8 protein-coding genes and 1 pseudogene are annotated in these 16663 nt (G+C 70.6%); 3 read left to right on the top strand and 6 right to left on the bottom strand.

The genetic code is table 11. The features are described from left to right. Positions 1-70: 70 nt before the first annotated feature. From AC5WRT_RS19890 to AC5WRT_RS19880, 3 genes are all read right to left on the bottom strand, one after another. The gene (locus AC5WRT_RS19890) at positions 71-4015 is read right to left on the bottom strand and encodes a M48 family metalloprotease (protein ID WP_496094017.1); all 3945 of its coding nucleotides are present in this window, start codon (positions 4013-4015) and stop codon (positions 71-73) included. Further along, on the bottom strand, positions 4012-4578 hold the full coding sequence (locus AC5WRT_RS19885; RefSeq protein ID WP_496094016.1) for a hypothetical protein: 567 nt from the start codon (positions 4576-4578) through the stop codon (positions 4012-4014). The genes AC5WRT_RS19890 and AC5WRT_RS19885 overlap by 4 nt, the downstream gene beginning before the upstream one ends. Before the next feature lie 516 nt (positions 4579-5094). Further along, positions 5095-5787 carry a TetR/AcrR family transcriptional regulator gene (locus tag AC5WRT_RS19880; RefSeq protein ID WP_496094015.1) on the bottom strand — a complete coding sequence of 231 codons (693 nt, stop codon included), beginning with the start codon at positions 5785-5787 and terminating at the stop codon, positions 5095-5097. A gap of 53 nt (positions 5788-5840) precedes the next feature. Between AC5WRT_RS19880 and AC5WRT_RS19875 the strand changes: the two genes are divergently transcribed. Further along, the gene (locus AC5WRT_RS19875; protein WP_496094014.1) at positions 5841-6959 is read left to right on the top strand and encodes an FAD-dependent oxidoreductase; all 1119 of its coding nucleotides are present in this window, start codon (positions 5841-5843) and stop codon (positions 6957-6959) included. Between the two features lie 532 nt (positions 6960-7491). On the opposite strand, the gene AC5WRT_RS19870 is transcribed toward AC5WRT_RS19875, so the two are convergent. Then, on the bottom strand, positions 7492-7665 hold the full coding sequence (locus AC5WRT_RS19870; protein WP_496094013.1) for a CsbD family protein: 174 nt from the start codon (positions 7663-7665) through the stop codon (positions 7492-7494). Positions 7666-7909: 244 nt separating this feature from the next. On the opposite strand from AC5WRT_RS19870, the gene AC5WRT_RS19865 reads away from it, so the two are divergent. Together AC5WRT_RS19865 and putP are read left to right on the top strand one after the other, a co-directional pair. Further along, positions 7910-10432, top strand: a complete 2523-nt coding sequence (locus tag AC5WRT_RS19865; RefSeq protein WP_496100460.1) for a SpoIIE family protein phosphatase — start codon at positions 7910-7912, stop codon at positions 10430-10432. Positions 10433-10526: 94 nt separating this feature from the next. Then, a complete protein-coding gene (gene putP, locus AC5WRT_RS19860) occupies positions 10527-14108 on the top strand; it encodes a sodium/proline symporter PutP (protein ID WP_496094011.1) in 3582 nt (1193 codons plus the stop codon). Positions 14109-15068: 960 nt separating this feature from the next. On the opposite strand, the pseudogene AC5WRT_RS19855 reads toward putP, so the two are convergent. Both AC5WRT_RS19855 and AC5WRT_RS19850 read right to left on the bottom strand, forming a co-directional pair. After that, positions 15069-16126: pseudogene (locus tag AC5WRT_RS19855) on the bottom strand (cytochrome c oxidase assembly protein). Between the two features lie 68 nt (positions 16127-16194). After that, positions 16195-16635 (bottom strand): hypothetical protein, encoded by a 441-nt coding sequence (locus tag AC5WRT_RS19850; protein ID WP_496100459.1) that lies wholly within the window; start codon positions 16633-16635, stop codon positions 16195-16197. Positions 16636-16663 lie beyond the last annotated feature (28 nt).

The following is a 16663-nucleotide window of genomic DNA, read 5'->3' as shown; positions in this document are numbered from 1 at the left end:
GATGCATGTCTCCACATCCCGCGGACCGGTCCCCGCGGCCGGCTCCCGTCGCAGGGCGGGGGAGGCGGGGCTACTGATCAGGCGGTGTCAGCAACCAGGACAACTGGCCCGCGGCGTCATTGTCGTTCACCCTGACCACGGCCGGGGCCTCTCCGGACGGGAGGTCGAAGAGGATCGGCTTGGTGCTGCAGCGCCCGGTGGTGGCCTTGCCCGCAGGGCCGCCCGGGTGGGGCGGTGCGATCGAGCCGGGCACGGACGAGGACCGTACCGGCCAGGCGGCGGCACCATCGGCCAGGACCAACTGCCAGTTTGTCGGGTCGACCTGTGGTGCCGCCCCGAGGACAGGGCCGCAGACCTGCACGCGCACGAGGGCGAACCAGTCGCTCGTCGCGTTCACCCGCCCTGCTGTGTAGCCGGTCACGGTGACCTGCTCGGCCGGATGGCCGTCGGCTCCGAAGTCCGCGCCGAGGGTCAGGGTGCCGCCGAGTATCGTCCCGGAGCCTGCCGACCGGCCGGGGCCGTTGAACCTCCAGCTGACCCTGGGGCCGGCGGTCGAGGGCGACGGCTGATACTCGACGTCGGCCGGTACACCCGTCTCGGCGGCCGGCACGTCGAACGGGATCGTCCCTCCGACGCAGTCGCCGCTGCTGATCAGACCCCGCTGCAGCCCTGTGGGGTACAGCCCGGCGGTGGCACCCCAGGGCGACCGGGCCGCGAGTGGACCGGCCACTGTGCCGTCGGAGAAGGCGAGGCGCCAGGAGGTCCGCTCGGTGTCGACGTGCGCCGTCCCGTTCCTCGGGACGGCCGCCAGACAGAACTCCGCGCTGACGGTAACGATGCGGTCGCCCGCCGGCACCAGGCCCTTGCTGTCGACGATCGGGAGGAGTACGTAGTCGGCCGCCGCGACACGGACCGTGTAACGACTGGCGGAGATCAACTGGGGCGTACCCGGAATCGCCGGCCCGGGCGGCATGGTGCCCAAGCCCGTACCGGCGGGTCTGGCGGCGGTTCTGGGGCCGACGGGCCCGAGCCACCGCACCATGGCACGTACTTCGACGCCGATGTCCGCGTAGTCGATGGCGGCCGCGGACAGGCTTGCCGGGCTCCGGGTCTGCTCGGCCGTGCGGCAGGCGCTCGCCGCCCTGGCGGCGGCGATGACGACCCTGGCCCAGAGCCGCTGCCCCGCTGCGACGGGGACCGGGAAGTACTGCCGCGCTCGCCGGGCCACGGCGTCGAGCGTGTCGCAGACCGGCGGCACAGACGTCGGCCACAGCGCCAGCGCAGCCAGGCCGGAGGCGTTCTCGGTGGTCCGGAGCAGGCCCTCCAGCGTGCTCGTCGCGTCGGAGATCTGCCGGACCACGGCGCCGCCGCCGAACTGGATCCAGGCGCCGACCTGCATCGCCTGGGTGACGGGCGACGCCGCGCGGGCGCCATGGAGGTAGGCCAGCTCGCTCGCGGTGGACGGACTCCGGCCGAGCCGGGCTGGGCGGACGGCCACGGAGCAGACCAGGGCGACCGCGACGACAGCGGTCAGTACGGCGGTCCGCTGCCCGCCGAGCAGCCGCATCGACCGCACCGGCCGCCGCGACGCCGACGCCGCGCTCGGCTGCCGCCGACGGTCGAGGAGTCGCGCACACGCCCGGCGGACGGCCGGGGCCGGCAGTGCGACCACGAGCGCGAGCAGCAGGCTCGGACCGAGCAGACGGCCGATGACCCAGTCGTCGAACCCCCGCGCCGATCCGCCCGGTCGCCATGAACAACCGTGCCGGATCAGGACGTCGGCCGGCCCGAGACAGCCGTCCGCCGAGGCCTGCAGCCGGCCGAGCACGACGCCGACCAGACCGGCGACCCCGGCGGCGACCGCGGCCCGCAGCAGCGGGAGGCGTCCGGAGCGCAGAGCGACCGCTACCGCGGTCACCGTCATGACGGCGGTGCCCCACACGACCTGCCAGGCCATGGCGGCCAGTTCCTCGGCCATGCGGCTGTGCAGCGGGCGGACCGTGGCCACCCCGGCGGCGGTGGCGAGCAGTCCCGTAGCCGTCAGCAGGCCGCCCAACAGGCCGGCCCGCACGGTCCGGCACAGCTCGGACAGCAGGGCGGCGGACGGCTCGGCGGCCGGTTGCCCGGCCGGGCCTGGTAGAGAACGGGGCGCGCGGGAGGAGTCCGGGACGGCGGTCGCGGGCGGGCTCTCGGGTTCCGCCGGCCTGGCCACCGACGGTCGGCCGGCCTTCCGCCACCGCGGGGTCGGCGCACCCGAACGTACCGGCACGGCCCACAGCAGCAGGGGGGACAGCCAAAGCAGCGCCCATGCCCACCACAGGTCGACGAAACCCGTGTCACGGCCCAGGAGGGCCACGAGGACGGACTGGATCCGCAGCATCGGCGGCGGATGGGCGGTCGTCACGCCCAGCATGCTCAGTACGACCGGCTCGTAGTACTGCCAGCCGTGGACCAGCCCGAGGCGATCCCACCAGTCCAGGAGGAAGGCGAGCACCAGCCAGGGCGGCACGAGGCCGGCGACCGCCGCCCCGCGCAGCGAGCGTTGGCTGGTGGCGGTGATCCGCAGTTCGGCGTACTGCGCCGTCCAGGCCAGGGGTATCGCGGGCGCCGCGATCAGCAGCAGGAAAGCTTCCGGATGTTCGGGCAGCCAGGCGCCGTTGGCCAGTCCGGTGTCGATCAGGTCGGCCACGGCCAGACCTGCGCCCAGCCAGAGGCCGGCCAGGGCGCCGGAGGGCGGCCGCCGGCCGACGGCCACCGCGTGCAGCACCGCGCGCCAGCAGACCACCCCGCCGATCCCCGTGACCAGCCCGGACACCGCCAGCCTCTCGATCGGAATCGTCCAGGTCGGCGCCGGGGACAGCGCCACGGTGAGCGCATAGAGCGTCACACCGGCCGCGAGCCCGGTGGTGAACAGCGGCAGCGCGCGAAGCCGGAACAGCGCCGTCGAGTCAGCCAGCGTGCGGCGGCGCAGTGTCCAGGACGGATGGGTGCGCCACAACTCGGCGAAGCCTGTGGCCATCCTCCTTGGAAGGTCGGGTGGTTGACGTGACGTCAGCTCACTTGGATCCGGGGTGGTTTCGGGCTGCGGCGGAATCAGGACCTGCGGTGACACACCCCAGCGGAGCACCGCGGTGCGGTCGGCGTACAGCTCGCGGATCCGCAGGATGTCAGCCCGGACCAGGTAGACCAGCAGGACGATCAGAGCCTCCTGGCCCAACAGATACGGGTTCTCCGCCGCCAGCTGCCAGCCCTCCGGAGACCTGTCGGTCACCATCCCGTACAGCGCTACGGCCGCCTCGGGAAGCAGCACCGCCCCGATGATGACGCGCCACATCGCCACGGTCGCGTAGGTGACCGCGATGTCGCCGTTGGCGATGTGCGCCAACTCGTGCAGCACCACGCTGCGGAACCGCTCGGGCGCGGTGCGGTACCGGACCAGCAGTCCAGCGTGCAGCCGTACGGTCGCCCGCCGTCGGGTGCCGAAGACCACGGCGCCCGCGGTCATGGCGCCGAGGTCGACGATGAACCGGACAGGGGCGGTGACACCGGTCCGGGCCAGCAGCGCGCCCAGTTCATCGCGCAACCGTCCGTCGGCGTCGACCTCCGCCAACGGCACCGACCCACGCCGTCGCGCCTTCAGCCGGGGCAGCACCGCGTACAGTGCGGCCGTGACAGCCGCCAGGGCCGGGAGCACCGCGTACGGAAGCCAGGACAACTGCGGTGTGTGTTGCGCCCAGCAGGCTTCGATCCCCGCGTAGTTGGGCAGGCCCGCGACGATGCCCCGGGCGAAGCCGGCCGACGGGTCGACGCCACCGGCCAGCGCGCAGCCTATCCAGTTGTCCGGCCCTCCGCCGACGGCCACGACGCTGCCGACGCTCATGCTCATCTCGGCGCCTGCGGCCACGAAGAGCAGCAGGAGCAGCAGGAACCGTGCGGTGGTCGCGGCCCCCAGCCCACGTGCGTCGGTGTCGGCCGAAGCCGGGGCCGGCGGACCGTCGGCCGCCGCAGTGCTCATCCGGCGCCGCCGTCCGGGCCGTTGCCGCCGGCGGCGGCGGCTTCGAGGTTCCGTAACCGCTCCTCCACCCGGTACGCGAGCAGTTCCGCCCGGTCGCGTTCCAGACCGCTCTGCAGCCCGAGTTCCAGCACACGCTGCCGGACCTCCGCCAGTTCCGCCGGCCCGAAGTGCGGCAGCGGCGCGACCGGAGCCGGACGCCCGATCCGCTTGCGCAACGCCTCACGGGCCCGGGTGACCGCACCGTCCGCCGCCGAGGTGGCCATCCGATTGGCGACCTGTTGCACGGCGACCCACACCACCGGAGTCGCCAGCGCGACCACTTCCCCCATGCCAAAACCCAGGGGGTCGTCCCGCTTGTCCCCACGCACGAGGCGTCGACCGATCTCTGCCTCGCCGAACCGGGCAAGTCCGGCCAAGAGCGGCAGCTCCTCCGGCGCCACCTGGGCGACCACATCCCGGACCACATCCAGCAGTCGCACTCCCGATCCAGCGGCCGGCGGGCCGGTGACACGGTCCGCCGCGCCCTGCCGAAGGTCGAAGTCGCATGCCTCGTCGGGGTCCACCCGTCCTCCACGTCGTCGCGAAGCCCACCCGAGTCCTGGACGGCAGCGCCAGGGCGTACAGCGTACGGCAGCGACGGAGACCCGTCATGTGCGGCAGTCGCCGGGCCACGATGAACCGGGCAACCGCAGTGCCCGTCGACGAGCAAGCGCGGCCGGGCCCAGACGTCGGAGATCGCTCTCCTCCGCGGCCGGCTGCGAGACAATCGACACGAGCGACACCGACTCCAGGAGGAAGTCGAGCCGCGGCCATGGCGGCCCAAGCACGCTCCATGCGCCGGCGATTCGATGCGCCCGCGCTCGCCGATCGCCTACGAGCACATCAACTTCCCAGGCCGCAACGCCTTCGCCCGCGCCGGCTCGGGTGCCGGCCTGCGGCCCTCCGACGACCCGACCAAAGAAGCCGACGCTCCCGCCGCCTCAACGGCCGGACACGCGTCATGAAGCGGTGATGGCGCAAGCCCGCACGGCCCGTGGACGCCGGCCCCGACCTCGCTCACATCCGGCACGAGCACCGCGTCACGCCGGCGGCCCGGTGAGTCTGGCGGCCACGGCGTCGAGGACCCACTCCAGGCCGGTCGCGAAGGTTGCCTCGGCGTCCACGTCCGTGCCGTCGTACACGGCCTTGGCCAGCGCCGGGAAGCGGCCCGTGGCCAACATCCTGGTCACATGGGGGCCGTAGGCGCGCTGCCAGTCGGGCTTGGACAGGCCCGTGGTGCGCTCGGCCCGCAGGTTCGCGATCTCGCGCCTGATCGCGCCGGTGAAGTAGGCGCTGACAGTCTCCACGGCGCGCATGACGGTGTCGATGTCGGCGAGGCCGTCGAGGGCGGCGAGCGAGGCCTCGGTGACGGCGAGGCCGTTCGGGCCCAGGGTCGGGCGGCCGCCGAGCAGGTCGGCCAGCCATTCGTGACGGAGCGCGGCCTGCCTGGTCCGGTGGGCGAGGACGCGCAGCGCCTCCCGCCAGTCATCCGGTCGCTTCCCGGGGAGAATCTCGGCCTGGACCTCGTCCACCATGAGGTCGAACAGCTCCTCCTTGGTGGAGATGTATCCGTACAGCCGCATCGGGCCGACGTCCAGCCGGCCGGCGACCTTGCGCAAGGACACCGCATCAAGCCCGCCCTCGTCGGCCAGCGCGACGGCGGCGGCTACGATCCGCTCCCGGTCGAGCGGCGCGGGGCGAGTCGGCGGCTCCGGCCGGTCCCACACAGTCATGGTCACACTGTACTCTTGCGATACACCGTATCGTGCCAATATGGTGTATCGGCATGAGACAACGTATCGCCGTGGTCGGGTGCGGCCCTGCCGGCCTTGCATTCGCCCGTGTGCTGCACCGCCATGGCCACCCCGTCACCGTCCTCGAACGGGATCCCGCCCGCGACGCGCGTCCCCCGGGCGGCACGCTGGACCTGCACGAAGGGCTGGGCCAGCGTGCGCTGGACAAGGCGGGGCTGCTGGCGGAGTTCCAGGCGTTGTCCCGCCCCGAGGGACAGGCCATGCGCATCCTGGACACGGACGGCACCGTCCTGCGTGACTGGCGACCCCGTCCGGATGACCGGGCCAATCCCGAGATCGACCGCGGCCAACTCCGTGACCTGCTGCTCGGCCCTCTCGAGGTCCAGTGGCGGCGGGGCGTGACGCAGGTGGTGCCGGGGACCCGGGACGGCGCACTGGTCCAGTTCGCGGACGGGCGAGAGGAGACGTTCGACCTCGTGGTCGGCGCGGACGGCGCCTGGTCCCGGGTCCGCTCGGCGGTCTCGTCGGTGACGCCGCGCTACACCGGCGTCACCTCGGTCGAGACCTCCCTCGACGACGTCGACACCCGCCACCCTGAACTCGCCCGGCTGATCGGGGACGGTTCCGTGGCCGTGTACGGCGTGAACCGCTCCCTCGTCGCTCAGCGCAACAGCGGCGGTCACGTGAAGGTGTACGCCAAGTTCCGCGCGCCGCTGGACTGGCACAAGGGCCTGGACCTGGCCGACGTCGAGGGCGTGCGATCGAGCCTGCAGGCCCTGTTCGACGGCTGGGCCGCTCCCGTCCTCGACCTGATCCGACACGGCACCGCGTTCGTCCACCGTCCCTTCTACGTCCTGCCCGCTTCCCACACCTGGACCCATGTACCCGGGGTGACGCTACTGGGCGACGCCGCCCACCTGATGCCCCCCTTGGGGGCCGGCGCGAACCTCGCGATGCTGGACGGCGCCGAACTCGCCGAGTCCATCGCCACCGGCCCTGAAGATCTGGACGAGGCCGTTCGCGCCTTCGAGGTACGGATGTGGGCACGGGCCGGTAGATGGGCGAAGATCACGACGGCCGGGCTGGAACGCCTAGTGAGCCCGGATCCCGCCGAAGCCCTCGCCCTCTTCGACCAGGTCCAGCCATCCTGACCGCCGAGCCGCGAGAGCGCCGGCACCACCAGCTCGCCACGGCTTCAGGACCAGTACGGCACCGCCGGGGCCCCTCCGGCGCAACCACCGTCGGACGAACACACGGGCGGACGGTCGTACAGCTTGCCAGTGATCCGTCGCCATGACCAGCAAGCCCGATGCTGCACAAGATCTGTCGGTGCAGGCCGCCCGGGTAACGACCGCGTTCGGCCGGAGGGGCCACGGGCGGCCTCGGCCGCGCGGCAGGCCGGGCACAGGACCCGCGCGCCGACCCCATAGCGCTGCGTCAGGCCCTGACAGCGCGGGCAGTAGCCGACCTGATCGGGTGAGCAGCCCAGGACGAGCGCGGCGGTCTCGCGGTCTGTGGTGGGGCCGATGCGTCCGGGCACCTCGGTCATGTGTCCGAATGTACGTCCAGCGCATTGCCGCCGCCGGTCGAGCTGTTCCGTGGTCCGAAGACTTCGGTAAGGGAAAGGGCCTTCATCCCCGTGGTCGGGGGTGAAGGCCCAGGACTCATGAGCGGCGCCAGAACTCAGCGCTTGAACATGTCCTTGATCTTCTCCTTGGCCTGGCGTGCATCGCCCTTGGACTTCTCCGCCTGGCCCTCGGCGACCATCGGGTCGTCGACGACTGCTCGCCCCGTGGCCCTCTTGAGTTTTCCCTTGGCCTGCTCGGCCTTGGCCTTGGCCTTCTCACCAGCCGACATGGCAGACACGCCTCCTGCCGTCCTTGACGATCCGTCCGCGTTTCGGAGTACGGTCCCGGGTGCCCAGCACCGCCCCACACAAACAGGTGACGGGCAGCGCCGCCCGGCCGGCGGACCGCCGGTCCTGCCGGCACGGAGGGAACGACGGGGGCATGGGGAGGGACGTTCGGACCAGGGCACAGCGGGCGCAGAATACTTAGGGTATGAGTGCATATCCGGATATTTGCCCACAAAAGGGTTTTCAGTGGTTGAAGAGCAGGCGTCGAAGGTGCCCGACGCACCAGGAGCAGGACAGGCCGCGGATCTGCCGTATCAGCAGTCCGCGCTCGATGCTGCTCGCGCTGTGGCCCAGGGTGCCGCGCTGCTGGCCGCTGTGCTGGGGGCGTCGGGTCTTTCCGGCTGGATCTTCGACGTCGACCTCCTGAGGAGCGTGCCTACCGGTGCCGCCATGAGTGCGAACACAGCCGTCTCTCTGCTGGCGCTGGGCGTTTCCCTGTTCCTGGTGGCTCGCCTCCATGTCACCCCCTGGGCGGTCACCACCGTTCGCGCGGCCGCGGCGCTCGCCCTGGTCATCGGCGGACTCACCGTCGTGGAGTACGTGACCGGGGTGGGCCTGGGCATCGATGAACTGCTCTTCAAGGACGACGCCCTGCGGGTGGCGTCGGTCGTCCCCGGGCGGATGGCGCCCAACACGGCTGCGGCACTCGTGGTCGGCGCCGTGGCGGCCCTGTGCGCAAGCGCCGCGCGACTGGCCGCCTGGACGAGTCAAGTCCTGGGCCTGGCCGTTCTCACGCTGGGAATGCTGCGGCTGTACGGGTTCGCGTACGCCGTGCCCGAGCTGGAACAGTTCGGCCCGTACAAGGGGATGGCCGTGTACACCGGGGCGGCTCTGGTGCTGTTGGGGATCGCCGCCTTCCTCACCCGGCCGGCCCGGGGTCTGGCCGGACTGCTGATGAACGCGGGCACCACGGGCGCGCTCGGGCGCCGGCTGTTCGCCACCGTCCTGGTGGCACCGCCGCTGCTGGGCGGACTCGTCCTTGCCGGTCAGGACGCGGGACTGTTCGGAACGCGGCTGGGTATCGCGCTGCTGGTGTGCGGGCACGTGGCCGTGTTCACCGCGGTCGTCTTCTCGGCGCTGGCCGTGGGCCGCCGCATCGAGGTGGCGCACGCCCGTGCCGAATGGCAGGTACGGCAGAACGAACTGCTCCAGGCGTTCATCGACCACACGCCTGCGGTGGTGTTCATCAAGGACCTGGAGGGGCGCTTCCTGGCGGTCAACACGACCTTCGAGGAGAGCCTGGGCCTGCCGCGCGAACGCGTGCTGGGCCGACGGGACCGGGATGTCATGCCGGCTGACCTGGGGCGTCGGGCGCGGGCCATCGACCTGGCCGTGCTGGCCGAGGGCGCCCCCGTACAGCGGGAGGAAGTTCTCGACCTGCCGGGAGGTCCACGGGACTTCCTCGCCAGTCTGTTCCCGCTCAGAACCCCGTCCGGCACGCCCTACGCCGTGTGCGGTGTGGTCACGGACATCACCGAACGAGTCGCGGCCCAACGCGAGGTCCGGCGGGCCAACAGGCGCTTCCTCGCGCTGCTGGAATCGGCCCCCGACGCTCTGCTGATCACGGACGGTCAGGGGATGATCGTCATGGCCAACGCGCAGGTACAGAAACTGTTCGGCTACGCACCGTCCGACCTGCTGGGTACCGCGGTCGTCGAACTGGTGCCCGCCGCCCGGCGTGCGAGGCACCGCGCTCTCCTCCGTGCCTACCTGCGGCAGACGGACCCGAAACCGATCGTCCTGGACCGGGGTCTGTACGGGCTGCGCATCGACGGCGGTGAGTTCCCCGTCGAGGTGAGTCTCAGCAGCCTCCGCGCCGACGAGGAGACCAGGGTGTTCCTGACCGTACGGGACATCACCGAACGCAGACAGGCCGAGGCCGAACGCGCCGAGCGCTACGAGGAGCACCGGCGCATCGCCTACACCCTGCAGCACAGCCTCATGGGTGAGCCGGCCCGTCTTTCCTACCTGCCCAGCGCTCACCGCTACCTGGCGTCCGTCCAGGACCCGGGAGTGGGCGGTGACTGGTTCGACATCGTCCCGCTGGACCGGCACCGTACAGGGATCGTCGTGGGCGACGTGATGGGACGGGGGCTGGAGGCGGCGGCCGTCATGGGTCAGATGCGCGCGGCCTCCCACGCGCTGGCCCGCACGGGCGTACCGCCGAGCCGGCTCATGGCCGGGCTGGACGCGTTCGTCGCCGACCTGGCGGACCAGCTCGTCACCTGCGTCTACCTGGTGACGGACCAGAGCGCCCACGAAGTCACCCTGTGCTCCGCCGGGCATCTCCCGGTCATCGTCCTGCCTCCGGATCAGCCGGCCCGTCCGCTGCGGACACCGGTCGGGGTCCCACTGGGCGTCAACGAGCCCTGCGGCGCCGGGGTGCCCTTCCGGCAGACGACCCAGCCGCTGCCGCCGGGCAGCGTTCTCGCGCTGTACACCGACGGACTGGTCGAGAGGCCCGGTACCGACATCGAGGCCCAGATCGACGTTCTCGCCCGCACTCTCGACGTCGAACTCAAGGGCGCTGCCGTGGATCCGCGAAGGCTCGACCAGGCCGCGGACCGTCTGGTCAGGACCCTGATTCCGGACACGGCGGCGCATGACGACGACGTGACGCTGCTCCTCGTCGGGCTGCCCCGGCCGGACGGAAATAGGCTCCAGCGGCTGCCCGCCGGCAAGGGCGCGGACGGCCCTGTCGGCCGATGACGGTAGACATCTGTAAATTTGGTCAAGTAGGTCCTACGGCTGTCCGGCGCGCGACGACCGAGCCCGTGCTCATGAACCTCGCAGGCGAGGCACTATGTCCGACTTGAGTGCGCCGATCGTGGCCACGTTCCTCGTGTACGTGGCCGTCATGATCGGAACAGGCATCTGGGCGTACGGCCGCACTCACACCTTTGCCGACTTCGCCCTGGGCGGCCGCAGGCTCCCCGCTGTCGTCGCCGCGCTGTCCGCCGGGGCCAGCGACATGTCCGGCTGGCTTTTCCTGGCCTTTCCCGGAGCGGTGTACGCGGCCGGTGTGGGGGCCAGCTGGATCGCGGTCGGTCTGGTGGTCGGCACCTATCTCAACTGGCTGTTCGTCGCGCCGAGGCTGCGCACCTACACCGAGCGCGCCGAGAACGCCGTGAGTCTTTCGGCCTACCTGGAGGAGCGGTTCGAGGACCGCACCCGGACGCTCCGGATGGTCTCGGCGGCGGTGACCCTGGTGTTCTTCACCGTCTACGTCGCCAGTGGGCTGGTGGCCGGCGGCCTGTTGTTCGGGCACATCTTCGGTGCAGGGTTCCGGCTCGGAGTGGCCCTGACCGCCCTGCTGATCGTCGTCTACTCGTGCCTGGGCGGCTTCCTGGCCGTGAGCTCGACCCACGTCATGCAGGCCACGTTGATGTTCGTCGCCCTGCTCGTGCTCCCCGTCGTCGGTATCACGGCGCTCGGCGGATTCGGGCCGCTCCGCGACTCCCTCAACAGCAAGACACCCGCCCTGCTGGACATGGGCGCCAAGGTCGACTTCGTCAACGGCCGGTGGTCCGGCGGCGGAGGGTCGCTCGGCGCCGTGGCGATCATCTCGCTTCTTTCCTGGGGCCTCGGCTACTTCGGCCAGCCGCACATCCTGGCCCGCTTCATGGGCATCCGCAGCACCAGGGCCGTTCCGGTAGCCCGGCGTATCGAAACCGGATGGGTCACCGTCGTCCTCGCCGGCGCCACGTTCGTCGGTCTGCTGGGCGTCGCGCGGTCCGGCACGCCGCTCCACGATCCGCAGACGGTGTACATCAACCTGAGCCGCGTATTGTTCAGCCCGTGGGGCGCCGGGGTGATGCTGATCGCCGTCCTCGCCGCGATCATCTCGACCGCCGACAGCCAGCTCCTCGTCTCGTCCGTCGCCCTGACCGAGGACTTCTACCACGCGTTCCTCAACCGGCGAGCCTCGGACAGGACACTGGTCTGGGTGGGCCGTGCCGCCGTCGTCCTGGTGACGCTGGTGGCCTCCTTGATCGCGCTCAGAGGCGGCGGACTGCTGAGCATCGTGGGCTATGCCTGGGCGGGCTTCGGAGCGGCCTTCGGCCCGGTCGTCCTCCTCTCGTTGTACTGGCCGCGCATGACCTGGGCGGGTGCCATGGCCGGGATCGTCGCCGGCGCGGCCACGGTCCTCCTCTGGAAAGAGGTCGGTCCGCTGCTCGGTTCCCCCTGGTCAGGGATCTACGAGATGCTTCCGGGCGTCGTGGTCGCCACGGCCGCCGCGCTGGTCTTCGGCAGATTCGTCGGCCGGCCCCCCAAACGGGCCTTCTGGCGGATGCCGGGGGGCGGGGTGAGCCAGCTGATGCTCACCCCCTTCCTCGCCCATGCGCCGGTCGGTATCGCCGTCCTCGACACGGATCTGCGGTACGTCTGGGTGAACGAACCGCTTGACCACCAGATCCCTCTGAAGCGACGGCTGGGACGGCGGATGGCGGACGTACTGCCGAAAGCCGAGGCGGAGGCCTTCGAGGAGCAGATGCGCCATGTCCTGGAGACCGGCGCTCCGGTGATGGACTGCGAATACCGAGGGGCGGACTATTCGGAGCCCGACCGAAGCCGCGCGATCTCCGCCTCGTTCTTCGCGATGAAGGACCGCCACGACCGGAACGTGGGCGTCTGGTACATGATCATTGACGTCACCGAGCGATGGCGGGCACAGGAACGCCTGGCTCTGCTCAACGACGCCGCCGCCCGCATCGGCAGCACCCTCGACGTGACACGGACCGCGCAGGAACTGGCCGACGGCGCGGTGCCGGCCGTTGCCGACTTCGTCGCCGTCGACCTGCTGGACACGGTGATGAGGGGGGAGGAACCGGCACCCGGGCCCGTCGGGATGGCGCCCGTCATCCGACGTGCGGCACAGCAGTCGGTACGCGAGGGCTGCCCCGAGGCGTCCCTGGCCCTGGGGGAGGCGGTCCGGCGCGCCCCCGAGTCGCCCGTGACCCGCTGTCTGCTGGAGAGCAAAACCCTGGTCGAACGGGTCTTGGACCGCACTGACAGTCCATGGGTGACCGTGGACGAGACGCTGGGCGCCTCGCTCCTCGACTACGACTTCCGCTCGGTGATGGTGGTCCCCGTACGGGCACGGGGCGTCACCCTGGGCGTCGCGACATTCGCCCGTTCCGGGCGACTGGGGCCCTTCGAAGAGGACGACGCACGCCTGGCCGAGGAACTCGTCTCCCGTGCGGCGGTGTGCATCGACAACGCCCGCCGTTTCACCCGCGAACGCACCGCGGCCCGATCCATGCAGCGCTACCTGCTGCCGCAGGACCTCACGGGCGGATCCGCTCTGGAGGCGGCCTCGTGGTACCTCCCGGCGGACGTGCCCAGCGGTGTGGGCGGCGACTGGTTCGACGTGATCCCGCTCTCCGGCGCACGGGTCGCCCTGGTCGTCGGGGACGTGGCCGGGCACGGCATCAACGCCGCTGCGACCATGGGCCGCCTGCGTACCGCCGTGCGCACGCTCGCCAACCTCGATCTCTCCCCGGACGAGCTGCTGGCCCATCTGGACGACCTGGTCATCGGCCTCATGGGAGCGCACACCGATGCCCCGACGACGGCCGAGGGCGAGGCGACGGACACCGCGTTCCTGGGCGCCACCTGCCTGTATGCCGTCTACGACCCGGTCAGCGGGCGGTGCGCGATGGCCCGGGCCGGTCACCTCCCCCCGGTGGTCGTCGCACCCGGCGGCGGCGCGGATGTCCTGGACATGCCCGCCGGACCACCACTGGGCCTCGGCTACCTCCCCTTCCAGGCCATCGAGACCGAGTTGGCCGAAGGCAGCCTCATCGCCCTCTACACGGACGGCCTCATCGAGTCCGTCGACCGGGACATCGACATCGGGCTCTCCCGGCTGAGCGATGCCCTCGCGGCGCCCCGGCCGACCCTGGAGGAGACCGGCCGCAGGGTGATCGACACTCTCCTGACCGGTCCACCGCCGGACGACGCGGCCCTGCTCCTCGCCCGGACCCGCGTCCTGGCCCCGGACCAGGTCGCCTCCTGGGACCTGCCCAGTGATCCGGCCGCCGTCGCGCACGCCCGCGCCCTCGCCACCCGGCAGCTGACCGAATGGGGCATCCCAGATCTGACATTCACCACGGAACTCATCGTCAGCGAACTGGTCACCAACGCCATCCGTCATGCGACCGGACCAGTCGGTCTGCGCCTGATCAGGGATCAGGGCCTGATCTGCGAGGTCTCCGACGCCAGCAGCACCTCGCCACGCCTGCGTCATGCGCGGACCACCGACGAGGGCGGGCGGGGCCTGCTCATCGTCGCCCAGCTCGCCCACCGATGGGGGACCCGTTACACCACGACCGGCAAGATCATCTGGACGGAACAGGCCATCCCGGCCCACTCGATCGCCTAGCTAGGGCGTGTTTCGAAAGTAGCGTCGTCCGCCCGGAGGGCGGGGTCCGCGGCGTCTGGTGCGGTGCATCGCAACGTCCTCGTACCGGGCGTACGTGGACGATCCCGACAACGCGGCGAGGTGCCGTGCCAGGCGTCTCGGACCAGACGGGACTTTCGAAACACGCCCTGGTGCCGCGGCAGGCAACGTTTGCCCGTCAAGGAGCGGCGTCCGGTGCGTGCTCTCGGCGTGCCGGGTGCAAGCCCTCGTACTGGATGTACTCGGGTTCGTGCCCGGTGCGGCGAGTGGGGGCACCTCCCACGCCCTTGAGGCAGTGGGGGAGCGTCCCGGGCGTCGCGACGGGGCGAACGTTGCCTCTTGCGGCACTAGCCACGTCGACGTCGATGCCGGCGAAGGGAGGTCGAAGCACGGCTCCGCTCTTGTCGATCGACGCGGATTTCGCGACCCTTGCAGGAGGGGCAACGGGGAGACTGCCTACCGTCGAGGTGGTAGACGGGTGCCATCTGGTCATGCGCGTCCACCACCATGTCGATGTCGTACGTGCCGTCCCAGCCGTGTCCGCAGTCGAGGCAGAGAAACGAGCAAGGGATGCAACGGGCGTGCTCTGCATCCATGGCCGACCTCCTCGAGGCGGTCCGTCTGCTGAGGTTCCGCACCTGGTTTGCGCAGTCACTCGTCTGCTGGGCCATGATGCGAGCTGGGGCAGCACCGAAGCGCAGGCCTACATTCTTTCAAGGGGTGATCCCTGGTTAATCACACCCCCATCCGGCATCCGCCAGTCCCATTCTTTGCACTACGCAAAGTCCAGGTCAAGGAGGTCGATAGGTCGGAATTGGTCCTCCTCTTCATCGGCCTGGCGGCCTATTCGTGGCTCTGCCGGCGGCACATGTGCACGGCGCACCGGGTCGGCCGGTAACGCACCACGAATCGAAAATGGTGCTGGATGTGTCGTGGCAGCGCCTACGACTTGTCGTGTGCAGCGAGACGGGCGAGGTAGGCGTTGTAGGCCACGAGTTGGGCATCGTGGTCCCGGTCGGCCTGACGGTCGATCGGTGCGGCGGTGCGGCGGTCGGTGGCAGCCCACTGGGTCAGCAGGGCGAGCAGCACCAGGACGGTGGGAACCTCGCTGAAGGCCCAGGCGATCCCGCCGCCGCTGTTCTGATCGGCCAGCGGACTCAGGTGCCAGGCAGCCGGAGGGTGGGCGAAGAACGTGACGATCAGGCTGCTGGACATCATCACCGCGATGCCGAAGAAGGCGTGGAAGGGCATACCGATGAACAGTTCCAGCATCCTGAGTACGTGCGAAGGACGGCGGGGCGCAGGGTCGACGCCGAGGATGGGCCAGAAAAGCAGCAGGCCCGTGATCAGGAAGTGCGCCAGCATCCACTCGTGCCGAGCCAGCTGCCCATGAAGAAGTCGAACAACGGAGTGAAGTAGAGCCCGTAAAGGCTGGCGATGAACCGCGGCAGTGTGAAGAGCGGAGAGGAGACCACCCGTGCCAGGCGGCTGTGCAGTAGCCGTTTGAGCATTTCTCGGGGGCCGGTGCGGCCTCGCCGTGCTGTGGGCAGCGCCCGCAGGGCGAGGGTGACGGGAGCACCGAGCAGGAGCAGGATCGGCGAGAGCATGGACAGCACCATGTGCTGCACCATGTGGACGCTGAACATCTCCATGCCGTACCCGTTCAGACCTGTGCAGGTGACCAGCGCGATGGTCACCACGCCTGTCGACCACAGGAGGGTCCGAGCCGGCGCCCAGTGGTCACCGCGTCGTCGCAGCCGCCACACGCCCAGGCCGTAGACGGCCAGAGCGAGCAGGCAGACGATCGGTTCGACCGGGAGCGGTTGTGGATGCCAGGTGAGCAGTGCCTTCAGCAGATCGCCCAGCCACTGGACGAGGGCTCGGCGCACGAGGCGGCCCGTGTCCAGTGATGGCAGTCGGACGGCGCGCCACACCGCGACCTCGCAGCGCCGCAGCACCCAGCCCGTGATGACGGCAGCGGCGATGTGCGCGGTGACCATGGGCACTGTGAACATCGAGCTCAACATCATGACATGGGTTCCGTGTCCGGACATGCCGGCCGTCCCGGTCATACTCTGTGTGACGTGGCTGACGCGAGGACGGCACGTGTGGGATCGATGTGCGCCTGCCGAAGGAGCCGTGCCGCACTGTCCGGCGTCAGATGCACCGACTCCGCGCCGCACAGGAGATGTCCGGCCACACTCACCACACGGCTCGAGTGGTCGTTCAGAGCGGAGGTCGCCGAGCCCTGCCCCAGTGCGAACACCAGGTGCAGAGCTACCTCCCCGCCCAGGAGAGCAAGCACGATGCCGGGCAGGGAATGCTCACGTCCGGCCAAGAGGCTCACGAGGCACAGCACCGATGTTCCGCCGACTGCCAGCGACCACAGGGGGATCGCGCCACCCGAGGCCAGCAGGTGCCCGCCCGCGGACAGCGCCGCGCACACCGCAGAGAACAAGGCAGCTCTCAGCAGTCTCAGGTCAGCGGCAGCCCGTACCGGGAAGTTCATGGCAGGCGCCATGATTCCAGGTCGGCCG

Source organism: Streptomyces sp. NTD91 (assembly GCF_059510455.1).
This window is presented reverse-complemented; position numbering and strand designations above follow the sequence as displayed.